Source organism: Pseudomonas sp. GW822-FHT02G04, from assembly GCF_058802085.1.
This window is the reverse complement of sequence record NZ_JBXANU010000011.1, coordinates 1-20,521: the sequence shown is the minus strand read 5'-3', so window position 1 is coordinate 20,521 and position 20,521 is coordinate 1. Positions and strand designations below refer to the sequence as shown.

21 protein-coding genes, 2 tRNA genes and 1 pseudogene are annotated in these 20,521 nt (G+C 59.4%); 17 read left to right on the top strand and 7 right to left on the bottom strand.

Going from position 1 to position 20,521, the window contains the following annotated elements; all coding sequences use genetic code 11:
• Positions 1-19: 19 nt before the first annotated feature.
• The 4 genes from AC1RO5_RS15695 to AC1RO5_RS15680 form a co-directional block, all read right to left on the bottom strand.
• The gene (locus AC1RO5_RS15695; RefSeq protein ID WP_077432287.1) at positions 20-277 is read right to left on the bottom strand and encodes a DUF2164 domain-containing protein; all 258 of its coding nucleotides are present in this window, start codon (positions 275-277) and stop codon (positions 20-22) included.
• Complete coding sequence (gene hisH / locus AC1RO5_RS15690; RefSeq protein ID WP_019650824.1) at positions 278-916, bottom strand: imidazole glycerol phosphate synthase subunit HisH; 639 nt, start codon at positions 914-916, stop codon at positions 278-280.
• On the bottom strand, positions 916-1,509 hold the full coding sequence (gene hisB / locus AC1RO5_RS15685; protein ID WP_007939452.1) for an imidazoleglycerol-phosphate dehydratase HisB: 594 nt from the start codon (positions 1,507-1,509) through the stop codon (positions 916-918). The genes hisH and hisB overlap by 1 nt, the downstream gene beginning before the upstream one ends.
• Before the next feature lie 283 nt (positions 1,510-1,792).
• Positions 1,793-3,457, bottom strand: a complete 1,665-nt coding sequence (locus AC1RO5_RS15680; RefSeq protein WP_493176087.1) for an OFA family MFS transporter — start codon at positions 3,455-3,457, stop codon at positions 1,793-1,795.
• Between the two features lie 269 nt (positions 3,458-3,726).
• On the opposite strand from AC1RO5_RS15680, the gene AC1RO5_RS15675 reads away from it, so the two are divergent.
• From AC1RO5_RS15675 to AC1RO5_RS15655, 5 genes are all read left to right on the top strand, one after another.
• Positions 3,727-4,131 carry an acetyl-CoA sensor PanZ family protein gene (locus AC1RO5_RS15675; RefSeq protein ID WP_493176085.1) on the top strand — a complete coding sequence of 135 codons (405 nt, stop codon included), beginning with the start codon at positions 3,727-3,729 and terminating at the stop codon, positions 4,129-4,131.
• A gap of 77 nt (positions 4,132-4,208) precedes the next feature.
• Positions 4,209-6,443 carry an AsmA family protein gene (locus AC1RO5_RS15670; RefSeq protein WP_493176083.1) on the top strand — a complete coding sequence of 745 codons (2,235 nt, stop codon included), beginning with the start codon at positions 4,209-4,211 and terminating at the stop codon, positions 6,441-6,443.
• A complete protein-coding gene (mutY, locus tag AC1RO5_RS15665) occupies positions 6,440-7,507 on the top strand; it encodes an A/G-specific adenine glycosylase (protein WP_007939457.1) in 1,068 nt (355 codons plus the stop codon). Before AC1RO5_RS15670 ends, mutY begins: the two co-directional genes overlap by 4 nt.
• Complete coding sequence (locus AC1RO5_RS15660; protein WP_018929219.1) at positions 7,504-7,776, top strand: oxidative damage protection protein; 273 nt, start codon at positions 7,504-7,506, stop codon at positions 7,774-7,776. Before mutY ends, AC1RO5_RS15660 begins: the two co-directional genes overlap by 4 nt.
• 103 nt (positions 7,777-7,879) lie before the next feature.
• A tRNA-Phe gene (locus AC1RO5_RS15655) sits at positions 7,880-7,955 on the top strand.
• An 85-nt stretch (positions 7,956-8,040) separates the two neighbouring features.
• Here the strand turns inward: AC1RO5_RS15655 and AC1RO5_RS15650 are convergent.
• Entirely contained in the window at positions 8,041-8,490 is a 450-nt protein-coding gene (locus tag AC1RO5_RS15650) for a hypothetical protein (protein ID WP_007939459.1), read from the bottom strand.
• A 263-nt stretch (positions 8,491-8,753) separates the two neighbouring features.
• Between AC1RO5_RS15650 and AC1RO5_RS15645 the strand changes: the two are divergent.
• The 4 genes and pseudogenes from AC1RO5_RS15645 to AC1RO5_RS15630 form a co-directional block, all read left to right on the top strand.
• Positions 8,754-9,344, top strand: a pseudogene (locus tag AC1RO5_RS15645) (DUF1016 N-terminal domain-containing protein); the annotation flags it as partial.
• Between the two features lie 151 nt (positions 9,345-9,495).
• The gene (locus tag AC1RO5_RS15640) at positions 9,496-10,470 is read left to right on the top strand and encodes an alpha/beta hydrolase family protein (RefSeq protein WP_493176080.1); all 975 of its coding nucleotides are present in this window, start codon (positions 9,496-9,498) and stop codon (positions 10,468-10,470) included.
• Between the two features lie 37 nt (positions 10,471-10,507).
• A complete protein-coding gene (locus tag AC1RO5_RS15635) occupies positions 10,508-10,924 on the top strand; it encodes a hypothetical protein (protein ID WP_019651462.1) in 417 nt (138 codons plus the stop codon).
• A 6-nt stretch (positions 10,925-10,930) separates the two neighbouring features.
• On the top strand, positions 10,931-11,383 hold the full coding sequence (locus tag AC1RO5_RS15630; protein ID WP_493176078.1) for a hypothetical protein: 453 nt from the start codon (positions 10,931-10,933) through the stop codon (positions 11,381-11,383).
• Between the two features lie 71 nt (positions 11,384-11,454).
• On the opposite strand, the gene gabP is transcribed toward AC1RO5_RS15630, so the two are convergent.
• Complete coding sequence (gene gabP / locus AC1RO5_RS15625; RefSeq protein ID WP_493176076.1) at positions 11,455-12,846, bottom strand: GABA permease; 1,392 nt, start codon at positions 12,844-12,846, stop codon at positions 11,455-11,457.
• A 215-nt stretch (positions 12,847-13,061) separates the two neighbouring features.
• Positions 13,062-13,283 (bottom strand): hypothetical protein, encoded by a 222-nt coding sequence (locus AC1RO5_RS15620; RefSeq protein WP_493176074.1) that lies wholly within the window; start codon positions 13,281-13,283, stop codon positions 13,062-13,064.
• Positions 13,284-13,399: 116 nt separating this feature from the next.
• Here AC1RO5_RS15620 and AC1RO5_RS15615 point away from each other — a divergent pair, with 116 nt between their 5' ends.
• From AC1RO5_RS15615 to AC1RO5_RS15580, 8 genes are all read left to right on the top strand, one after another.
• Positions 13,400-14,173 carry an ABC transporter ATP-binding protein gene (locus tag AC1RO5_RS15615; RefSeq protein ID WP_007939465.1) on the top strand — a complete coding sequence of 258 codons (774 nt, stop codon included), beginning with the start codon at positions 13,400-13,402 and terminating at the stop codon, positions 14,171-14,173.
• Positions 14,174-14,186: 13 nt separating this feature from the next.
• A complete protein-coding gene (locus AC1RO5_RS15610; protein ID WP_493176072.1) occupies positions 14,187-14,933 on the top strand; it encodes an ABC transporter substrate-binding protein in 747 nt (248 codons plus the stop codon).
• Between the two features lie 78 nt (positions 14,934-15,011).
• Complete coding sequence (locus tag AC1RO5_RS15605; RefSeq protein WP_413697375.1) at positions 15,012-15,707, top strand: ABC transporter permease; 696 nt, start codon at positions 15,012-15,014, stop codon at positions 15,705-15,707.
• Entirely contained in the window at positions 15,704-16,393 is a 690-nt protein-coding gene (locus tag AC1RO5_RS15600) for an ABC transporter permease (protein WP_493176069.1), read from the top strand. Before AC1RO5_RS15605 ends, AC1RO5_RS15600 begins: the two co-directional genes overlap by 4 nt.
• Positions 16,374-17,603, top strand: coding sequence for a methyltransferase (locus AC1RO5_RS15595; protein WP_493176067.1), 1,230 nt, complete (start codon positions 16,374-16,376; stop codon positions 17,601-17,603). Before AC1RO5_RS15600 ends, AC1RO5_RS15595 begins: the two co-directional genes overlap by 20 nt.
• A 343-nt stretch (positions 17,604-17,946) precedes the next feature.
• A complete protein-coding gene (locus AC1RO5_RS15590) occupies positions 17,947-18,771 on the top strand; it encodes an FkbM family methyltransferase (protein WP_493176065.1) in 825 nt (274 codons plus the stop codon).
• Between the two features lie 78 nt (positions 18,772-18,849).
• Positions 18,850-18,925, top strand: a tRNA-Thr gene (locus tag AC1RO5_RS15585).
• A gap of 164 nt (positions 18,926-19,089) precedes the next feature.
• Entirely contained in the window at positions 19,090-20,418 is a 1,329-nt protein-coding gene (locus tag AC1RO5_RS15580; protein WP_493176063.1) for a tyrosine-type recombinase/integrase, read from the top strand.
• Positions 20,419-20,521 lie beyond the last annotated feature (103 nt).

The window sequence follows — 20,521 nt, the reverse complement described above, 5'->3', positions numbered from 1 at the left end:
GTTCAGCTTCGCTCGGAAATCAGTTTTTCTCGAGCGCCCACAGGTCGCTTTCGATGCTCTCGAACCTCTCTTTGAGGTGCGTCTGCACATCGAAAATCGCCCTGTTGTAATAGTGCGGAGCAATTTCGCGGGTAAACAGCTCAAGGATTTCAGCCGCTTCGAATGAACCCAGGTCCAGTTCGAAGCGGTCTTCCATGAAGCGTTTGATCTTGTGATTGGCCTCTCTCTCCTGCTCGGGAGTGAGGGTCAGGATCGGCGGCTTCTTCTTGACAGCCATTTACCAGCGACCATCCCACGCAGCGAAGTTCTGCAGCAATTGCAGGCCATGGGTATGGCTCTTCTCCGGGTGGAACTGCACGGCGAAACGCGAGCCATCGGCCAGCGCGGCGGCGAAATCGACCCCGTAGTGACCGCTACCGACCACCTGCCGCGCATTGCCGGCAGCGATGTAGTAGCTGTGCACGAAGTAGAAACGCGCCAGGTCCGGAACGTTGTGCCACAGCGGGTGACTCACCGTTTGCTTCACTTCATTCCAGCCCATGTGCGGCACTTTCAAGTGTTCGCCGTCCTCGTGCAAATCTTTGCCGAAGAACTTCACCTGGCCCGGGAACATACCGATGCAGTCGACGCCGTCGTTCTCTTCGCTGCTGTCGAGCAAGGCTTGCATGCCCACGCAAATGCCGAGGAACGGACGGTCCTGGCTGACTTCACGCACCAGCGAATCGAAGCCCAGGCGACGGATCTCCGCCATGCAATCGCGAATCGCGCCGACGCCGGGGAATACCACCCGGTCGGCTTCGCGAATCACGTCGGCATCGCTGGTGATCAAGACCTTGCCGGCACCCACGTGCTCGAGGGCCTTGGCCACCGAGTGCAGGTTGCCCATGCCGTAATCGATAACCGCGACCGTCTGCATTACAGAACGCCTTTGGTCGAAGGCATTTGCCCGGCCATGCGGTCATCCAGCTCCACAGCCATGCGCAGCGCGCGGCCGAAAGCCTTGAACACGGTCTCGATCTGGTGGTGGGTGTTGTGCCCACGCAGATTGTCGATGTGCAGGGTGACGTTGGCGTGGTTGACGAAGCCCTGGAAAAACTCCTGGAACAGGTCAACGTCGAAGCCGCCGACGGTAGCGCGGGTATACGGAACATGCATCTGCAGGCCAGGACGGCCAGAGAAGTCGATCACCACACGCGACAGTGCTTCATCGAGCGGCACGTAGGCGTGGCCGTAGCGACGGATGCCTTTCTTGTCGCCGATGGCTTTGGTGAAGGCCTGACCCAGGGTGATACCGACGTCTTCCACCGTGTGGTGGTCATCGATATGCAGGTCGCCCTTGCTGACAATATCCAGGTCGATCAGCCCGTGACGGGCGATCTGGTCCAGCATGTGCTCAAGAAAAGGCACACCGATATCAAATCGGGCCTTTCCGGTGCCATCCAGGTTGATCGAGGCTTTGATCTGGGTTTCCAGAGTGTCGCGCTCGACAGACGCCATACGTTCGGCCATCACCAGCTCCGCAAAAAATCATTGGGGCGAAAAAGGCAGCCATTATAGGGTCGCGGGCGCTAAACAGAAACACGGGAGGTGATATCACTGACGGAGTGAACCCCGTGCCGTCGGGGATAGACATGTCCATACAAGCATCCCGGGACCACTGATCGCTCCCACGCTCTGCGTGGGAGTGCAGCCCTGGACGCTCCGCGTCCGCTCTGAAGGTGACGCGGAGCGTCACGGGAGGCATTCCCACGCGGAGCGTGGGAACGATCAGCTACAGGGGTAATGCGTTTACTTAGTGGAAGAGGACAGCCGTTTTCTGCAGAGTCACCCAAACACCCCACGCCAACGGAATCCCCACCACCAGCCACGCAGCCACCGCCAACGGTTTGGTGCCCGCATCCGCTTTCCACTCCAGCACGGTGCTGGCGTCAGCACCCTTGTCGTGGCCCAGCGCCTGTTCGGCAGCCAGTTCAGCGTCGGTCATGAAGTACTTGTCCGCCACCGGACGCACCAGCAGGTTGCAGATGAAACCCAGCACCAGCAGGCCCGCGAGGATGTACAGAGTGATGTCGTATGCCGCGGCACGTTCGACGCCGATGCTCAGCTGATATTCACGCAGGTAGTTCACCAACACCGGCCCCAACACACCTGCCGCCGCCCAGGCTGTCAGCAGACGACCATGGATCGCGCCGACCATTTGCGTACCGAACAGGTCCGCCAGATAAGCCGGCACCGTGGCAAAACCACCGCCGTACATCGACAGGATGATGCAGAACGCCGCCACGAACAGCGCAACGCTGCCCAGGTGACCGAGGTTCGGGATCAGCGCGTACAGGGCGAAACCCAAGGCGAAGAACACAAAATAGGTGTTTTTGCGGCCCAGGTAGTCCGAGAACGAAGCCCAGAAAAAACGGCCACCGATGTTGAACAGGCTCAGCAAACCGGTGAAACCGGCAGCAATGGCAGCGATCGAAGCCAGCTGCGAAGCGTCCAGTTGACCGAACGTCAGGTCGTTGCCAAGCAATTTACCGGCGAACACTTCCTGCAACAGCGGCGAAGCCATGCCAAGGATGCCAATACCCGCCGAAACGTTCAGGCACAGCACCAGCCACACCAGACGGAACTGCGGAGTCTTCCACGCCACATTCACGTGCACGTGGCGGTGCGTGATCATCGCGTTCGAGGCTTTTTTCGCCGGAGCCGTCCAGCCTTCAGGCTTCCAGCCGGTTGGCGGAACGCGATAGGACAGCGCGCCACCGATCATGAATACGAAGTAGATCGCGGCCATCACCAGGAAGCTCTGCCATACACCGACACTGGTTGGCGAAGCAAAGTGGCCCATCAGGGCTGCAGCCAGTGGAGCGCCGACCATCGCGCCGCCACCGAAACCCATGATCGCCATGCCGGTCGCCATGCCGCGCTTGTCCGGGAACCACTTGATCAGGGTCGAGACCGGCGAGATGTAGCCCAGGCCCAGACCGATACCACCAATGACTCCGGAGCCGATCCACATCAGCCAGATCTGGTGGGTATAGACCCCCAACGCCGAAATCAGCAGACCGCCACACCAGCACAGCGCCGACACAACACCTGCCTTGCGCGGGCCTGCGTGTTCGAGCCAGCCGCCCCAGATCGCTGCCGAGCAACCCAGGAAGATGAAGAACAGGGTATAGATCCAGCCGAGCATCGAGATCGGCCAGTCGCATTGCGACGAAAAGACTTGGGCGATGAAGCTCATGTCCGGCGCGCAAGTCACGGCTTTGGTGACGCCCAGGGCTTTGGACAGCGGCAGCCAGAACACCGAAAAACCGTAGGCCATGCCGATGCACAGGTGGATGGCCAGAGCGGCCGGTGGTACAAGCCAGCGGTTAAAACCGGGCTTGGCGATGATGCGCTCCTTGGACAGGAACGCGGGCTGGTCGGCTTTAAGGCCGTCCGCCGTGATGCTCGTGGTCATTGTGTATCCCCCAATTATTAGAATGGTTCGTCAGCGCTCCTCACCCCCAGCCTTTATGCACGCAGACATGACTGTTTTTAGGTGAAGCTTCATTTTGGTGCGACATCACGTCGCAGAAGGACGGACGAACGGGCAGAGGTTACCATTTGCACGTGACAGAAAAACCAAACTGATATCACCTTTTGTATGTCATCTGATCTCGTACCACTGGATGAACATTGTTTTCACGCGTACGGGGAATGGCTCCGTTTAACTTCACAGGAATCTCCATGCCGATCATTGTCGAACTGCTGAACCAGGCCACTTATCAGGATCAGCAAGATCTGCAGAAGATCTACCGCGACGCCCCGGACTGGCTGTTTGCGCCATTTACAGGCAATGCTGAGCTGATCGAAAGCTGCTTGCGGGACGGCTCTCTGATCGCCGGACGCTTCAACGATCGGCTGCTGGGTGCGGCACGTCTGCAACGGCACCATGACACCTGGCATTTGTCCCATTTATGCGTACGAACAATCACCCGCCGCCGTGGTGTTGCCGAGCGTCTGGTGAGCGAAGCGCAGAAAATGGCGGCGCAATCGGGCGTGACATTGCGCCTGCTGGCACCTGCCGGGCACCTAGAAGCCCAAGCGCTGGCGGCTAAGCTGAAAGTGCCGCTGGATGTGCTCCCGACATGATCGCTGACCGGGCGGCCACTTCGGGGCGCTATACTCCCCGGCTAAATTTCGAATTCGACTAATACAAGGACTCGCCCATGAAAGCGTTCGGCAAAATCCTGGGTCTGGTACTTCTCGGGCTGTTGCTGATCATTGTGGCGCTGGGCTTTGCCCTGACCCACCTCTTCGATCCCAACGACTATAAAGACGAGATTCGCCAGATTGCCCGCGACAAGGCCCACATCGAGCTGACGCTCAATGGCGATATCGGCTGGAGCCTGTTCCCTTGGCTGGGCCTGGAATTGCATGAAGCCAGTGTGGCGACGCTGGCCAAGCCCACCGAGCCGTTTGCTGACCTGCAGATGCTCGGCCTGTCGGTCCGTGTGATTCCGCTGCTGCGCCGCGAAGTGCAGATGAGCGATGTGCGCGTCGAAGGCCTGAACCTGCGCCTGAACCGCGACAAGGACGGCCACGGCAACTGGGAAGACATCGGCAAGGTGCCGGCGCCTGCCGCTCCGACAACCTCGGCCACAACGCCCGCCACCACCGGCGAACCCGCGCCAACGACCACTGCCCAGGCCGAAAAACCGGCTCAGCCGGTCCGCCTGGACATCGACAGCCTGACCGTCAACAACGCCCGCGTTGAGTACAGCGATGAGAAAACCGGCAAGCAGTTCAGTGCCGAAAGCATCCAGCTGAGTACCGGCCCGGTACATGACTCGACCAACATCCCGGTCAAACTCACGGCGTTCCTGGGTACCAACCAACCGGTTCTGCGGGTGCGGACCGAGCTGGCCGGCGAGCTGCGTTTCGAGCGTGCGCTGCAACGCTACAAATTCGAAGACATGAAACTCTCCGGCGAAGTCTCTGGCGATCCGCTGCAAGGCAAGACCATGACCTTCGCCGCTCAAGGTCAGTTGCTGCTGGACAAGGCCGCCAACGTCGCCGAATGGACCGGCATCAAGATCTCCGCCAACCAGTTGCGCGCCCTGGGTGAACTGAAGGCCAACGACCTCGACAAGACTCCGCAAATCAGCGGTGGCCTGTCGATTGCCCAATTCGATCTGGCGAAATTCGTCGACAGCATTGGCCAGAAACTGCCGGCGATGGCCGAAGGTAGCCTGAGCAAAGTTGAACTGGTCAGCCAGGTTGCCGGCACGCCGACCAGCCTGTCGCTCGACAACCTCAACCTGAAACTCGACGACAGCAACTTCAGCGGCCGCATCGCCATCGAAGACTTCGCCAAGCAATCACTGCGGGCAACCCTCAAGGCCGACACCTTTAACGTCGATCGTTACCTGCCGCCGAAATCCGCCGAAGCCAACAGCGCAACGCAAGTGCGCAAGGCCGAAGTCGCCAGCACCGAGGCCGATGCCCTGGCCGGCGCGGGCAGCACACCGCTGCCGCCATCACCGACCAAAGGCCCGTGGAGCACTGAGCGTCTGTTGCCGGTGGAGCGCCTGAGCAAACTCGACGTGGACGCCGACCTGACCTTCGGCCAACTGACCCTCGACAAACTGCCAATTCAGAACGCAGCGCTCAAGGCTAACGGCCAGGGCGGTTTGCTGACCCTGGAGAACCTGCGCGGCGATCTGTACGACGGTGACTTCGAAGCCAAGGGCACCCTGGATGTACGCCAGCAAGTGCCGGCCCTGAACATGCAGACGCGCATCAACAAAGTGCCTGTGGAAAAAATCCTCGAAAGCCAGGGGAAAAACCCACCGGTCAAAGGCCTGGTCACGCTCAACAGCGCCCTGACAGGCAGCGGCAATAGCCAGAGCGCACTGATCGACAGCCTCAACGGCAACGCCAGTTTCGTCATCAACAACGGCATGTTGCTCAATGCCAACCTTGAGCAACAACTGTGCAAAGGCATCGCCACCCTGAATCGCAAAACCCTCAGTGGCGAACCGCGGGGCAAGGACACGCCGTTCGAGGAGCTCAAGGGCAACCTGATTTTGCGCAACGGCGTGGCCAATAACCCGGACCTGAAAGTGCGCGTCCCGGGTATGACCGTCAACGGTAACGGCGACATCGACCTGCGGGTGCTGGGCATGGATTACCGCCTGGGCATCATCGTCGAAGGCGACAAGAGCGACATGCCGGACCCGGCCTGTCAGGTCGGCGAGAAATTCATCGGCATTGAATGGCCGCTGCGCTGCCGTGGCCCGCTGGAACTGGGCGCCAAGGCTTGCCGTCTCGATAATGAACGCATGGGCCAAGTCGCCAGCAAACTGGCTGGCGAGCGAATCAGCGACAAAATCGATGAGAAGCTTGGCGATAAAGTCAGCCCGGAACTGAAAAACGCGCTCAAGGGGCTGTTCAAGCGATGAGAGCCGAGCAGTTTTCAACAGCCGTGCTGGACTGGTACGACCGCCACGGTCGCCATGACTTACCGTGGCAACAGGGCATCACCCCTTACCGGGTGTGGGTCTCGGAAATCATGTTGCAGCAGACCCAGGTCAGCACCGTGCTGAACTACTTCGACCGGTTCATGGCCTCGCTGCCAACCGTCGAAGCCCTGGCCGCAGCACCGGAAGACGAAGTGCTGCACCTGTGGACCGGCCTCGGTTACTACACCCGCGCGCGCAACCTGCAAAAGACCGCGAAGATTGTGGTCGCCGAATATGGCGGCGAGTTTCCCCGTGATGTGGAAAAACTCACCGAGCTGCCGGGTATTGGCCTGTCCACCGCTGGGGCGATTGCCAGCCTGAGCATGGGCATCCGCGCCCCGATCCTCGACGGCAACGTTAAACGGGTGCTGGCGCGCTTTACCGCGCAAGAGGGTTATCCGGGCGAGCCGAAGGTCGCCAAACAGCTGTGGGCCAACGCTGAGCGCTTCACGCCATACGACCGGGTCAACGCCTACACCCAGGCGATGATGGATCTGGGCGCCACGCTCTGCACCCGCAGCAAGCCAAGCTGCCTGCTCTGCCCGCTGGAAAAGGGCTGCGAAGCACACATGCTCGGCCTGGAAACCCGCTACCCGATCCCCAAGCCACGCAAAGCCGTGCCACAGAAGCGCACGCTGATGCCGATGCTCGCCAACGGCGACGGCGCGATTCTGCTTTACCGACGCCCTTCCACGGGTCTGTGGGGCGGTCTCTGGAGCCTGCCGGAACTCGATGACCTCGACGACCTGCAACATCTGGCCTCGCAGCACTCGCTGGAACTGGGCAGCCAGCAGGCACTGCCGAGCCTGGTGCACACCTTCAGCCACTTTCAATTATCCATCGAACCCTGGCTGGTGCAGGTCCAGGAGGCCGGCCATCACGTGGCCGAGGCCGACTGGCTCTGGTATAACCTCGCCACCCCGCCGCGCCTGGGCCTTGCCGCCCCGGTCAAAACCTTGCTCGAACGCGCGGCCGCCGTATTGAACGCAGGAGAGTCGTCATGACCCGCACCATCATGTGCCGCAAGTACAAAGAAGAACTGCCCGCCCTGGAGCGCGCTCCATTCCCGGGTGCAAAAGGTCAGGACATTTTTGACCACGTCTCGGCCAAGGCCTGGGCCGACTGGCAGAAACACCAGACCCTGCTGATCAACGAAAAACGCCTGAACATGATGAACGCCGAAGACCGCAAATACCTTCAGGGCGAAATGGACAAATACTTTTCCGGCGAGGAATACGCCAAGGCTGAAGGCTACGTTCCACCTGCTCAATAATTGATCAAAATCCGGGGTCGGCACGTAAGCGACGGTAATAATTAAATATTTTTTGAAAACTTGCTTGACGACCCCCTGAAAAACCCGTTTAATGCGCCCCGTTGCCCAGATAGCTCAGTCGGTAGAGCAGGGGATTGAAAATCCCCGTGTCGGCGGTTCGATTCCGTCTCTGGGCACCAAATACCGAAAACCCTGAATCGCAAGATTCAGGTTTTTTTTTATGCCTGCGATTTAATCGGACATCACGCAAGCCACCTCTCCTGACTAGTTTTGACCGCCCCAGTGGAAAACCAGATTGCGAGCGGCACCACTGCCTACATCCGCTGTATCACGCCGCACCTCACCTTTATGCGTGGCGACAACGGTGTACTTGCCGGCAGGCAGCTGAACGTAAACCAACGGTCCAGCCTCACTCAGTGTCAGCACGGTCTGCCCTGCGGCTTTCTGAATAACCAGATCCACATCGGGAACGTATTCGTCCTGAGGCCCGGTAGAGAAGGTCATGTGCAGGTTGTAGCCCTTGGTTTGTTGAATGGCTTTAGCCTCGTCCTCTCCAATCCCCCCGGACAGGTAGGTAATCCCGTTTTGCTGTTGCTGCTGGACTTGCACGGCTGAGCTGTCGATCGGCTCAAGGCTGGCGGCGTTAAGCACGAATGGCAACATCAGTACGCCGACAGCGGCAATGGGCAGCATGAATGAATGGACGTACTTCATGATGGCGACTCCCGGGTTACAGAGAACCCTATCGTTACTCCTTTTAGATTTATCGCCGGATACTCAAGTTTTAGATCGATTCGGACTTGAGTTCACTACGAATCGGACTACGCAATGCGCTCCTCAAACACGGGGAGCAATCGGTTTGGTCCTGCATAACGAATCCGGCATTTCCTTCCGGTTTACCAGCAGCGCCCGGCATCGCCGACTATCGCTCTCTTGCCATCCTCTTTCGTCTGTTTCCTTCAGCTGCGGAAGATGTCATGAGCACCCTCAAATCCGATAACACTCAAGATCCACAAATGACTTCACTGCTCGGCAGTCTTGGCGAACTGATCCGTGAAGCGCGTCAGAAGGTGCTGCGAGCGGTCGATACCGTTCAGGTGCAAACCTGTTGGCAGATCGGCCGGCATATCGTGGAGTTCGAGCAGGAAGGGGCTCGGCGGGCGGCTTATGGCAAGCAGCTGCTATCGACGCTGGCCAAGGTCCTGACTTCCGAGTTTGGAAAAGGTTTTGACGAACGCAACCTGCGATACATGCGGGACTTTTATCAGACCTTTCCAATTTGGAACGCAGTGCGTTCCGAATTGAGCTGGACCCACTACCGCAGGCTGCTCCGGGTCGACAACGAGAACGCTCGCCACTGGTACATGAACGAATCAGCGCTCCAGAACTGGTCAAGTCGCGCCCTCGAGCGTCAGATCAACACCCTCTACTACGAGCGCCTGCTGGCGAGTCGCGACCGGTCTGCCGTCAAACAGGAAGCCGCCACCAACATCCAGCAAATCAACGCCAGCCCTCGGGATTTCATCCGGGATCCGGTGCTACTGGAGTTTCTCGGCCTGGCCAATGCAGTCCTGAGCGAGGAGGAACCTCATGCAGAACCGGATAGGGAACGGGATGCTTGAGGAGCGATTACTCAAACGCCCCCGATAAGCGCGGGCAGATTGTTCATAAACGGCATGACGACTATGGTGAGTAACTCGCCGCAAAGGTTCAAAGCCGATGAACTTGCAGGACATACCCTCACTGGCCCCGACGCAACTCGAGTTGCCGTTGCCCACCCGCACACCCGGCGAACCCTTCAAGGAGCACGCTGCCGACGGCTTCCTCCTTGGCGGCTTCAGCTGGCAGCATGCCCTTCAAGACCCGTCCCGCCCGGTGATGATCATCAACGCCGCCACCTCAGTCCGTTGCCGACACTATTCGCGCTTCGCCGATTACCTGTTCGCCAACGGCTTTGACGTGATCACTTATGACTACCGCGGCATCGGCGAGTCGCGTCCCGCATCGCTGAAAGGGCTTGAGGCCTCATGGTCCGACTGGGGCGCGCTGGATTTCGAGGCGATGCTGCAAAGAGCGCAACGCGAATTTGCGGGACAACCCATCAATGTCGTCGGCCACAGCTTCGGCGGCTGTGCTGCGGGGCTGGGCGCTTCCGGGCATGTGATCCGACGCCTGGTGACGGTGGGCGCGCAGTTCGCTTACTGGCGCGACTACGCCCCTGCCCATCGTTGGCGGATGCTTGCCAAATGGCACGTAGTGATGCCGTTGATGACGATGCTTTGCGGCTACTTCCCCGGCAAACGCCTGGGTTGGCTCGAAGACACTCCGGCCGGTGTGGTTCGCGACTGGAGCATGCCCAGCGCCCGATATGAGAAACGCCCTAGCGGTCGTCTCATCCACGCCAGAACCGGTCAGCTGCCCTTCGCCAACGTCAACGCACAAACCCTCGCCATCAGCCTCAGCGACGATCCCTACGGCACGATTCCAGCTATAGAACGCCTGCTCAGCTACTTCACCGGCAGTACAAATACCCACCTGAGAATCGCGCCTGAGGACATCGGCGAAGAAGAAGTCGGACATTTCGCCTTTTTTCGCAGCGCATACCAAGCCACACTATGGCCCATTGCATTGTCCTGGCTGCAGACCGGCGAGCTGGCCCCCGACACACCCGGGCGGCGAGTGCCGCGCAGTTGATTGATGCGCCCTCTCAACGAATTACGGAACGACGCCCATGGCCTCCGCCAACAAGCAGAACAAACGCGCCTCCCGCGCCAAAGCCAAGGCCAAGCAGAACCGCACCCAGCGGGCCGCCGCGCCAGTCGAGCTGGACCCGAACGACGATCGCATCGACTTCGAATCGGTGGACCTGACCGAACTGTTCAAAAAAATGATCGACGCCGAAAAAACCAGCCAGCAAGCGATGTGCGCGGCCTTCCTTGAAGACCCGCTGCTGGAGCTGGTGTACGAACAGGAAGGCGAAGAAGGCGCGATGGACTTCATCCTCGCGGCGCTGATCGAATATCGCCAATGGTCCACCGAGACCGACGAGGCCGGTGCACTGGCGTGGATCGAATCGCCGGCCTTCCAGGCTGATTACGTGGCGGCGTCCGACGCCATCGCGGCCCAAACCCAACAGAAAACCCACTGAGTTCCCATGGCATCCCTGAACAAGCAACAGAAACGCGCCAAACGCGCAAAGGCCAAAGCCAAGCAAATCCGCATGGTCGGCAGAAAGTCTGCCGATCTGAACGATGACCTGGGTGAGGTCGGCGAACCGATCCCGGAATACACCCTGGCGATGTTCAGCAAAATGCGTGACGCCGAAGCCACCAGCCGCAACGACATGCTGCTGACGCTGCTGTCGAACCTCGCCGGGATCATCAGCGACCATCCAGAACTGCTGGACATGGAAAACGCCGACAACGAAGCCATGGCCGCCACGCACTTGGCCGCCGACATGCTGATCGACTACCGCATGTGGGCCGATGGCATGGACCGCGATGCCGCCCAGGCCTGGCTGACCGATCCGCAATTCATCACCGACTTTGGCGATGCACTGGACAGTTATCGTCAGTCGCTGGATGCACAGGAAGAAAAGGGCGAGTAAACATCCCTTCAGAAACAAAAACGGCCGCTTGTCATCACTGACAGCGGCCGTTTTTCGTTACGCGGTACGAATCAGTTCAGCACCACCGCGCCCAGTTTCTGCAGCTTGCGACGGCGAGCCACAATCAAACCGGCTGCCACCACCAACACGCTCAGCAAGCCAGTCGCGAGGATCTCCACGCGATGCGCTTCCTGGAACAACATAATGGTCAGGGCCGCGATGATGAATACGATCACCGCGTAGGTCAGCCCCGGGAACAACCACATGCTGAAGGCGATTTTTTCACCGCGAGCCATACGCTGTTTGCGCATCCGCAGTTGCGAAAATGCGATCACCAGGTACACCAGCAACGCGATGGCGCCAGAGCTGGCCAGCAGGAATTCGAACACGGCAGCCGGGGCCACGTAGTTGGCGAAGACTGCAAGGAATGCCGCAGCGGTCGACAGCATCACGGCCCAATAAGGCGTGCCGCTGCTGTTGGTGCGCTGGGAGACGGCCGGCGCATCACCGCGTTTGCCCAACGAGAACATCATGCGCGAAGCAGTGTAGAGCGCTGAGTTCAGGCAGCTGGTTACCGCAACCAGAACCACGATATCAACGATCAGCTTGGCATTCGGGATACCCATGCGCTCCAGCACGGTCTGGTAGGAACCGACGCTGGCGAGAATCGGGTCGTTCCATGGCACCAAAGCCACAACGATGAAAATGGAGACGAGGTAGAACAAACCAATCCGCCAGATGACCGAGTTGGTGGCCTTGGAGATCTGCTGGCCAGGGTTCTTCGATTCCGCGGCCGCGATGGTCACGATCTCGGTGCCCATGAAGGAAAACATGGTGGTCAGAATGGCGCCGAGCACCGCGCCCATGCCGTTTGGCAGGAAGCCTTGAGTGTCAAACAAGTGCGACACGCCGCTAACCTGACTGGTGGGCAGGAGGCCGAAGATCGCCAGAATGCCCAGACCGATAAAGCCGATGATCGCCACGACTTTGACCAGGGCGAACCAGAACTCGAACTCGCCATAGTTCTTCACGCTGAACAGGTTGGTCACCGTCAGCAGTAACGTGATGACCAAGGTGAAGGCCCAGATCGCCACGTTCGGGAACCAGGCATGCAGAATGGTCGCCGCAGCGTTAGCTTCCAGCGGGATTACCAAAACCCAGAACCACCAGTAGAGCCAGCCGATGGTGAAGCCGGCCCAATGGCCGATGGCACGGTCAGCGTAAGTCGAGAACGAGCCGGTGTCAGGCGATGCAACCGCCATTTCTCCGAGCATGCGCATCACCAACACGACCAACATGCCTGCAGCAGCGTAGGCCAACAGCACGGCCGGGCCTGCAGCGGCGATGGCGTGGCCGGAGCCGACGAACAGGCCGGCACCGATAACCCCGGCGATCGACAGCATGGTCACATGACGCGGTTTGAGCCCCTGTTCAAGGCCATTGGAGCTTGGGGAACTGCTCATTAAAACTACCTTTGTAAGGAAAAGCGGAAGCGTGCATCCCGTTTGGCGTTCCTTCTCGTAAAAAGAAACCAACAGGGCGTTCCGTATTCTGCACGCAATAATTGCGCCAAAATGTTGCAAACTCCTCAACCTCGGGGCTCTCAGCCTGACCGGGCAGTTATCGCAAGTCATTGAGATTAATGGCAATTCGCCAGAACGTTACCCGGCGACCCACTTTAATAACGAAACAGCGCACCAGAAACACACCCCGAAATACCCCCATGCACAATAAAAGTGCGGATCAGGAACGTTTGGCCGGTTAACGCTTCCAACACCCCGCCAAAGCTGGCAACATCGCGCCCTTTTTTACGGGGCAGCCGCATCCCATCGGGTTCAAACGGCTGTTCGGTTGATAGCAGCGCGACAGTCTGCTGTACCGATGCGACAACCTGCCACATGCCATCCGTTTACCGTCCCGAGCGCTGTTGGCTGCCATTCGAACGCTATGCTAGCTTGGCCGCCTCGCCAGGAAGGCGACCAACAGCAGGAGCGCAACACACTATGAGGAACGCACATGGCTGAGGCCACGCCCGCGCTTGAAATCCGCAACTTGCACAAACGCTACGGACAGCTTGAGGTGCTCAAAGGCATCTCGCTGACCGCCCGCGACGGCGACGTGATCTCGATCCTGGGCTCCTCCGGTTCCGGCAAGTCCACGTTCCTGCGTTGCATCAACCTGCTGGAAAACCCGCACCAGGGCCAGATCCTGGTGGCCGGCGAAGAACTCAAGCTCAAGCCCGCCAAGAACGGCGAACTGGTCGCTGCCGACGGCAAGCAGATCAATCGCCTGCGCAGCGAGATCGGTTTTGTGTTTCAAAACTTTAATCTCTGGCCGCACATGAGCGTGCTCGACAACATCATCGAAGCCCCTCGCCGCGTACTCGGCCAGAGCAAGGCCGAGGCCATCGAAGTCGCCGAAGCCCTGCTGGCCAAGGTCGGCATCGCTGACAAGCGCCACGCCTACCCCGCGCAACTCTCTGGCGGCCAGCAGCAACGCGCGGCCATCGCCCGTACCCTGGCGATGCAGCCCAAGGTGATCCTGTTCGACGAACCCACCTCCGCCCTTGACCCGGAAATGGTCCAGGAAGTACTTAATGTCATCCGCGCATTGGCCGAAGAAGGCCGTACCATGCTGCTCGTGACCCATGAAATGGGCTTCGCCCGTCAGGTTTCCAGCGAAGTGGTGTTCCTCCACCAAGGCTTGGTAGAAGAACAAGGATCGCCGCAGCAGGTATTCGAAAACCCGCTTTCGGCACGCTGCAAACAATTCATGTCCAGCAACCGCTAACGGAGCTACCCGCATGCAGAACTACAAAAAAATCTTCCTGGCTGCGGCCGTCACCCTGGCCTTCAGCGCCGGTGCCGCCGCCGAGACCTTGAAGATGGGCATCGAAGCGGCCTACCCGCCGTTCAACAACAAAGATGCCAGTGGCAATGTCGTCGGCTTCGACAAAGACATCGGTGACGCCTTGTGCGCCAAGATGAAAGTCGAGTGCAGCGTGGTCACGTCCGACTGGGACGGCATCATCCCGGCCCTGAACGCCAAGAAGTTCGACTTCCTGATTTCCTCGATGTCGATCACCGACGAGCGCAAGCAAGCGGTGGACTTCACCGAACCGTACTACTCCAACAAGCTGCAGTTCATCGCACCGAAAAACGTCGACTTCAAAACCGATAAGGCTTCGCTGCAGGGCAAGGTGATCGGCGCCCAACGCGCGACCCTGGCCGGTACCTGGCTGGAAGACAACATGGAAGGCGTCGAAGTCAAACTCTACGACACCCAGGAAAACGCCTACCTGGACCTGACCTCCGGTCGTCTGGACGGCATCCTGGCCGACAAGTACGTCAACTATGAGTGGCTGAAAAGCGACGCCGGCCGTGCTTACGAATTCAAGGGCGACCCGGTGGAAGAAAGCGACAAGATCGGTATCGCTGTGCGCAAGAACGACCCGATCCGCGAAAAGCTGAACGCTGCGCTGAAAGAAATCGTCGCTGACGGCACCTACAAGAAGATCAACGACAAGTACTTCCCGTTCAGCATCTATTGATTCTGACCTGCCTGACCGGCGCCGTTCGCTGACGGCGCCAGTCCTTGGCATTGCCTGCCGCGATTTGAAAAGAAATCCATGATTATCGACCTCTACGGATTCGGCCCGGCGCTCGCCGCTGGCGCGCTGATGACTGTGAAACTGGCACTCTCGGCCTTGTGCCTGGGGCTGGTGCTCGGTCTGCTCGGCGCCTTGGCCAAGACCTCCCCGTACAAGCCGCTGCAATGGCTTGGCGGCACTTATTCAACGCTGGTTCGCGGCATCCCGGAATTGCTCTGGGTGCTGTTGATCTACTTCGGCACGGTCAACCTGATGCGTGCGCTGGGTGAGTTCTTCGGCAATCCCGACCTCGAACTCAACGCCTTCGCCGCCGGCGTGATTGCGCTGGGGCTGTGTTTCGGCGCCTACGCCACGGAAGTGTTTCGTGGCGCGATTCTGGCGATCCCCAAAGGTCACCGCGAAGCCGGCGTGGCCCTGGGTCTGTCGAAATTCCGCATCTTCACCAAGCTGATCATGCCGCAGATGTGGCGCATCGCCCTGCCGGGCCTAGGCAATCTGTTCATGATTCTGATGAAAGACACTGCGCTGGTATCGGTCATCGGCCTTGAAGAAATCATGCGTCACGCGCAAATCGGCGTGACCGTGTCCAAGCAACCGTTCACCTTCTATATGGTGGCCGCCTTCATGTACCTGGGCCTGACCATCCTGGCCATGACCGGCATGCACTTCATGGAACGACGCGCCGCTCGCGGCTTTGCGAGGAGCACCCAATGAATTGGGAAGTCATCATCAAGTGGCTGCCGAAACTGGCTCAGGGCGCGACGCTGACCCTGGAACTGGTGGCCATCGCCGTGATCGCCGGGTTGCTGCTGGCGATTCCGCTGGGCATCGCTCGCTCATCGCGACTCTGGTATGTGCGGGCATTCCCCTACGGCTACATCTTCTTTTTCCGCGGCACACCGTTGCTGGTTCAGCTGTTCCTGGTCTACTACGGCCTGGCGCAGTTCGACGTGGTGCGTAACAGCTCGATGTGGCCGTACTTGCGCGATCCGTTCTGGTGCGCCACCGCGACCATGACCTTGCACACCGCCGCCTACATCGCCGAGATCCTGCGCGGCGCAATCCAGGCGATTCCACCGGGCGAGATCGAAGCGGCGCGGGCGCTGGGCATGTCCCGGGCCAAGGCGCAGCTCTACATCATGCTGCCGCGTGCTGCGCGCATCGGCCTGCCGGCGTACAGCAACGAAGTGATCCTGATGCTCAAGGCCAGCGCCCTGGCCAGTACCGTGACCCTGCTGGAACTGACCGGCATGGCCCGCACCATCATTGCCCGCACCTACCTGCCGGTGGAGATCTTCTTCGCCGCAGGCATGTTCTATCTACTGATGGCTTACGTGCTGGTACGCGGCTTCAAGCTGCTGGAGCGCTGGCTGCGCGTCGATGCCTGCCAAGGGCGCTGATGCCTGCGTGCTGACGGGCGAGGCCCTGCTCGCCCGCTTCGCTGCGCTGGATGCTTTTCTGATTGAGCATCAGGCGCTGTGGAAGCCCCGACCGTTTACCCATCTGCAACTGCCCTGGGAAGCGTCCTACCCGGAGTTGGCGTTGTGGCTACGAGGGCGGTCGCTGGAAGATGCGGAAAACAGTCATAACCAGCCTGGCTGGCTCGATGCGCCGGAGCCGTTTGCTTCATTGGCGGCGATGTCTCTTGAGCTGAGTGCGGTAGGTGAATTGCCGGCTCGTGCACTCGAAGCGGCGGGCCATCGGTTGAATGTGGATGTGCCGGGGCGCAAGTGGCAGCAAATTGAAGCATTCGCCGGTTGCTTGCAGTTTGCCCGTGCACCGACGCATTGGCTGGACTGGTGTTCGGGCAAGGGCCATTTGGGGCGACGTCTGCTGCAAACCGGTCAACAATTGACCTGCCTGGAATACGACCCGACGCTGGTCGCCAGCGGCCAGGCACTCAGCCAGCGCCATCAAATGCATGCGCTACATGTCGAACAGGATGTACTCGCGCCTGGCGCAGCCTCATTATTGAATGCCGATCACACGCCCGTAGCGCTGCACGCCTGCGGGGATCTGCATGTGCGACTGATCCAGCTCGCCAGCGCCGTCGGTTGCAAACAACTGGCCATCGCACCGTGCTGCTACAACCGGATCAGTCTGAACACCTATCAGCCGCTTTCCTGCGCGGCCGAGCGCTCCGACCTACACCTTTCCCTCGATGATCTTGCGCTGCCGATGAGCGAAACCGTCACCGCCGGCGCTCGCGTCCGACGCCAGCGCGACACCTCCATGGCCCGGCGCCTGGGGTTCGACCTGCTGCAACGGCAACTGCGTGGTGTCGACGAATACCTGCCCACCCCTTCCCTGCCCAGCGCCTGGCTGGACAAACCCTTCGCCGATTACTGCCGCGATCTGGCCGCACTCAAAGACTTATCCACAGTCGGCACGCCAGATTGGGCCGCACTGGAAGCCGCCGGTTGGCAGCGACTGGCCGAAGTGCGCAACCTGGAGCTGCTGCGAGGCCTTTTCCGACGGCCGCTGGAGCTGTGGCTGGTACTCGATCGGGCACTTTTCCTCATTGAGCAGGGTTATGTCGTTCGTCTCGGCACCTTCTGCGAATCCCCGCTCACACCGCGCAATTTCCTGCTCCTGGCAGAGCGCCCTTAAACAGCCGCAGCCTGTGGATAACTCTGTTGATGGAATTCTCGTGGATCCAATATCTACGCTGTTTTACGCCTAAAACACTGCTGGTCATTTTTTGTTCACACAAATAAAAAACCCGTAAAACAGGCATTTGCGGACAAATGAGAACGAGTCCACAAAAACGCAATGATCAAGCAGATACTGCCAGCCCGTTGTGCATAAGCATTCAATCAAAACGACATAACCGCCGAATTCCGGACATCACGGGCGGAAAATTGCGCCTTGCAATACCCCTTGCTATACACGCATACGAGGGCGCCGACAGCGCGGCCATGAACAAGAGAAATCTGACCGACAGGATGCGACCGTGACGTTCATTTCTTACGCACAGAATTTCGAAGACATCCGCCTGTGGCGCGCCCTCAAAAACGTCGAAAACGGCTTTTATATCGACATCGGGGCCAACGACCCCACCCAGGACTCCGTCACCAAAGCCTTCTACGATCATGGCTGGACCGGCATCAACGTCGAACCCATGCCGTACTACTACGACGCCCTGTGCCAGCAACGCCCCAACGACATCAACCTGCAATGCGTGGCCGGTGAAAGCGCCGATAACCTGACCTTCTATGGGATTGCCGGCACCGGCCTCTCAACCCTTGACCCGGCCCTGGCCCAACAACACAAAGATGCCGGCCTGGACGTGCGCAGCCAGATTGTCAAATCCCGCACCCTGGCCTCTATCTGCGAACAACATGTCCGCAACCGCCCGATCCACTTCCTGAAAATCGACGTCGAAGGTCACGAAGAAACCGTCCTGCGCGGCATGGACTTCGCCCAATGGCGGCCGTGGATCATCCTCATCGAAACCCCGTGGGAACGCGACCAGACCTGGGAAACCCTCGTCACCGGCGCCGGCTACCAGTCCATCCTGTTCGACGGCATCAACACCTACTACCTCGCCGAAGAACTCCTGGCCTACAAACCCGCCTTCGACATCCCGCCGTGCAACCTGGATGACTTCCAGTTCTGCAAAGGCCATAAATTCAGCCACCCCGTCACCGACGCCGAAAACCACCTCGCCGCCGCCCTGCAACGCGCCGAACACGCCGAAGCGCAACTGCGGGCGATGCAAAACAGCCGAGCCTGGCGCACCCTGCAGAAACTCAAGAAAGTAGTGCTTCGCGCCTGACTCAAAGCCTGCGCAAAAATAGTCTGAATTCAGGGGTTTACAGAACCAACCCAATCGCTATAATCGTCGCCCTGACACGCCGGTATAGCTCAGATGGTAGAGCAACTGACTTGTAATCAGTAGGTCCCGGGTTCGATTCCTGGTGCCGGCACCACATTAGGCTCCATTGCATTCTACTGAATGCTCTGGAAGCCCCGAAAACCCGCCCTTTGGCGGGTTTTTTCGTTCCAGGACCCTCTGTCGGGATCCAACAAAATCCCCCTTCCCCGAGGGTATGTTAGGGGTACTGCGATTTTCCGGTCAGGAGCGCGTACCCCTATGCCACGTCTAGCGATCCCTCTCAGCGACCTGCAATGCCGCACGGCCAAAACCCGCGAGCGCGCCTACAAACTGTTCGACGGTGGCGGCATGTACCTTTTCGTCAAACCCAATGGCGTGAAGACCTGGCGCTTGAAGTACACCAAGCCCAACGGCAAGGAAGGTACGCTCATCATCGGCAATTACCCCATAGTTACCCTTTCCGTCGCACGACGTAAGCGAGACGAAGCCAAGGCGTTGCTGCTCGAAAACCTCGACCCAATGGAAGAAAAGAAGAAGGCCAAGATCGTAGCCCAACGGGCGGCACTGCTTTTCGAAACCGTTGCTCTGGAGTGGCACGCTGATATGTCCCGCCGCTGGACCGAAGGCCACGCAAAAACCGTGATGAGCCGACTGCGTACCCATGTCTTCCCGCTGATCGGCCAACGGCCCATCGCTGAACTCGATACCCACGATTTGCTAGAAATCACCCAGCGCATCAAGGAACGCGGCACCATGGATGTGGCGTTAAGGGTACAGAACTACTTATCCACCATCATGCGCGGGGCCAAAAGGGCTCGGCAGATCACCATGAATCCCGCGCTGGATCTGGCAGGCTCGATCCACGCGCCGCGCACAGTCCATCGCCCGGCCCTCTCCCTCAACCGCCTACCAGAACTGCTACACCGTATCGACAACTACAACGGCCGCGAGCTGACGCGCCTTGCCGTTCTGTTGACGCTGCACGTATTCGTCCGCTCCAGCGAACTGCGCTTCGCACGATGGAGTGAGTTCGATTTCCAACGTGCCATGTGGGAAATCCCCGACACGCGCGCACCGATTGAAGGGGTACGCAACTCCACACGTGGGACCAAGATGAACGGCGACATTCAAATGGTTCCGCTATCGCCGCAGGTCATCGAAATACTTGAGCGCCTGCGCAGCCTCAGTCGCTTTTCAGAGTTGGTGCTACCGGGCGACCACAAGTACTGGAAGCCCATGTCCGAGAACACGGTGAACACCATGCTCCGCAACGTCGGCTATGACACCAGCAAGGACGTGTGCGGCCACGGCTTCAGGACCATGGCCTGCAGCGCCCTGCTTGAGTCCGGGCTATGGACCGACGCAGCCATCGAAAGACAAATGAGCCACAAGGAACGCAACCGTGTGCGCGCCGCGTATATCCACAAAGCTGAATTTCTGGAGCAGCGCCGGCTGATCATGGCGTGGTGGAGCAACTACATCGACGCTAACCGCCATGGGCATGTGACGCCCCACGAATTCGCTCACCCGGTCGGCGACAACATTACCGCCCTACAAAATAGCCGTGGCGCATCCAAACGTGGGTAAGCCTGTGAGATCACCGTTGTCCGCCCTTCCACGCGGGTCCATCCAAGCAGGGCTGCAAAGCCGCCCTGCTTGGATGGACCTCACTTAAAAAATCTAAAGCCCA

Coding starts and splice junctions, on each gene's coding strand:
- AC1RO5_RS15695 (WP_077432287.1), bottom strand. CDS start 277: ATGGCTGTCAAGAAGAAGCCGCCGATCCTGACCCTCACTCCCGAGCAG.
- hisH (WP_019650824.1), bottom strand. CDS start 916: ATGCAGACGGTCGCGGTTATCGATTACGGCATGGGCAACCTGCACTCG.
- hisB (WP_007939452.1), bottom strand. CDS start 1,509: ATGGCCGAACGTATGGCGTCTGTCGAGCGCGACACTCTGGAAACCCAG.
- AC1RO5_RS15680 (WP_493176087.1), bottom strand. CDS start 3,457: ATGACCACGAGCATCACGGCGGACGGCCTTAAAGCCGACCAGCCCGCG.
- AC1RO5_RS15675 (WP_493176085.1), top strand. CDS start 3,727: ATGCCGATCATTGTCGAACTGCTGAACCAGGCCACTTATCAGGATCAG.
- AC1RO5_RS15670 (WP_493176083.1), top strand. CDS start 4,209: ATGAAAGCGTTCGGCAAAATCCTGGGTCTGGTACTTCTCGGGCTGTTG.
- mutY (WP_007939457.1), top strand. CDS start 6,440: ATGAGAGCCGAGCAGTTTTCAACAGCCGTGCTGGACTGGTACGACCGC.
- AC1RO5_RS15660 (WP_018929219.1), top strand. CDS start 7,504: ATGACCCGCACCATCATGTGCCGCAAGTACAAAGAAGAACTGCCCGCC.
- AC1RO5_RS15650 (WP_007939459.1), bottom strand. CDS start 8,490: ATGAAGTACGTCCATTCATTCATGCTGCCCATTGCCGCTGTCGGCGTA.
- AC1RO5_RS15640 (WP_493176080.1), top strand. CDS start 9,496: ATGAACTTGCAGGACATACCCTCACTGGCCCCGACGCAACTCGAGTTG.
- AC1RO5_RS15635 (WP_019651462.1), top strand. CDS start 10,508: ATGGCCTCCGCCAACAAGCAGAACAAACGCGCCTCCCGCGCCAAAGCC.
- AC1RO5_RS15630 (WP_493176078.1), top strand. CDS start 10,931: ATGGCATCCCTGAACAAGCAACAGAAACGCGCCAAACGCGCAAAGGCC.
- gabP (WP_493176076.1), bottom strand. CDS start 12,846: ATGAGCAGTTCCCCAAGCTCCAATGGCCTTGAACAGGGGCTCAAACCG.
- AC1RO5_RS15620 (WP_493176074.1), bottom strand. CDS start 13,283: ATGTGGCAGGTTGTCGCATCGGTACAGCAGACTGTCGCGCTGCTATCA.
- AC1RO5_RS15615 (WP_007939465.1), top strand. CDS start 13,400: ATGGCTGAGGCCACGCCCGCGCTTGAAATCCGCAACTTGCACAAACGC.
- AC1RO5_RS15610 (WP_493176072.1), top strand. CDS start 14,187: ATGCAGAACTACAAAAAAATCTTCCTGGCTGCGGCCGTCACCCTGGCC.
- AC1RO5_RS15605 (WP_413697375.1), top strand. CDS start 15,012: ATGATTATCGACCTCTACGGATTCGGCCCGGCGCTCGCCGCTGGCGCG.
- AC1RO5_RS15600 (WP_493176069.1), top strand. CDS start 15,704: ATGAATTGGGAAGTCATCATCAAGTGGCTGCCGAAACTGGCTCAGGGC.
- AC1RO5_RS15595 (WP_493176067.1), top strand. CDS start 16,374: ATGCCTGCCAAGGGCGCTGATGCCTGCGTGCTGACGGGCGAGGCCCTG.
- AC1RO5_RS15580 (WP_493176063.1), top strand. CDS start 19,090: ATGCCACGTCTAGCGATCCCTCTCAGCGACCTGCAATGCCGCACGGCC.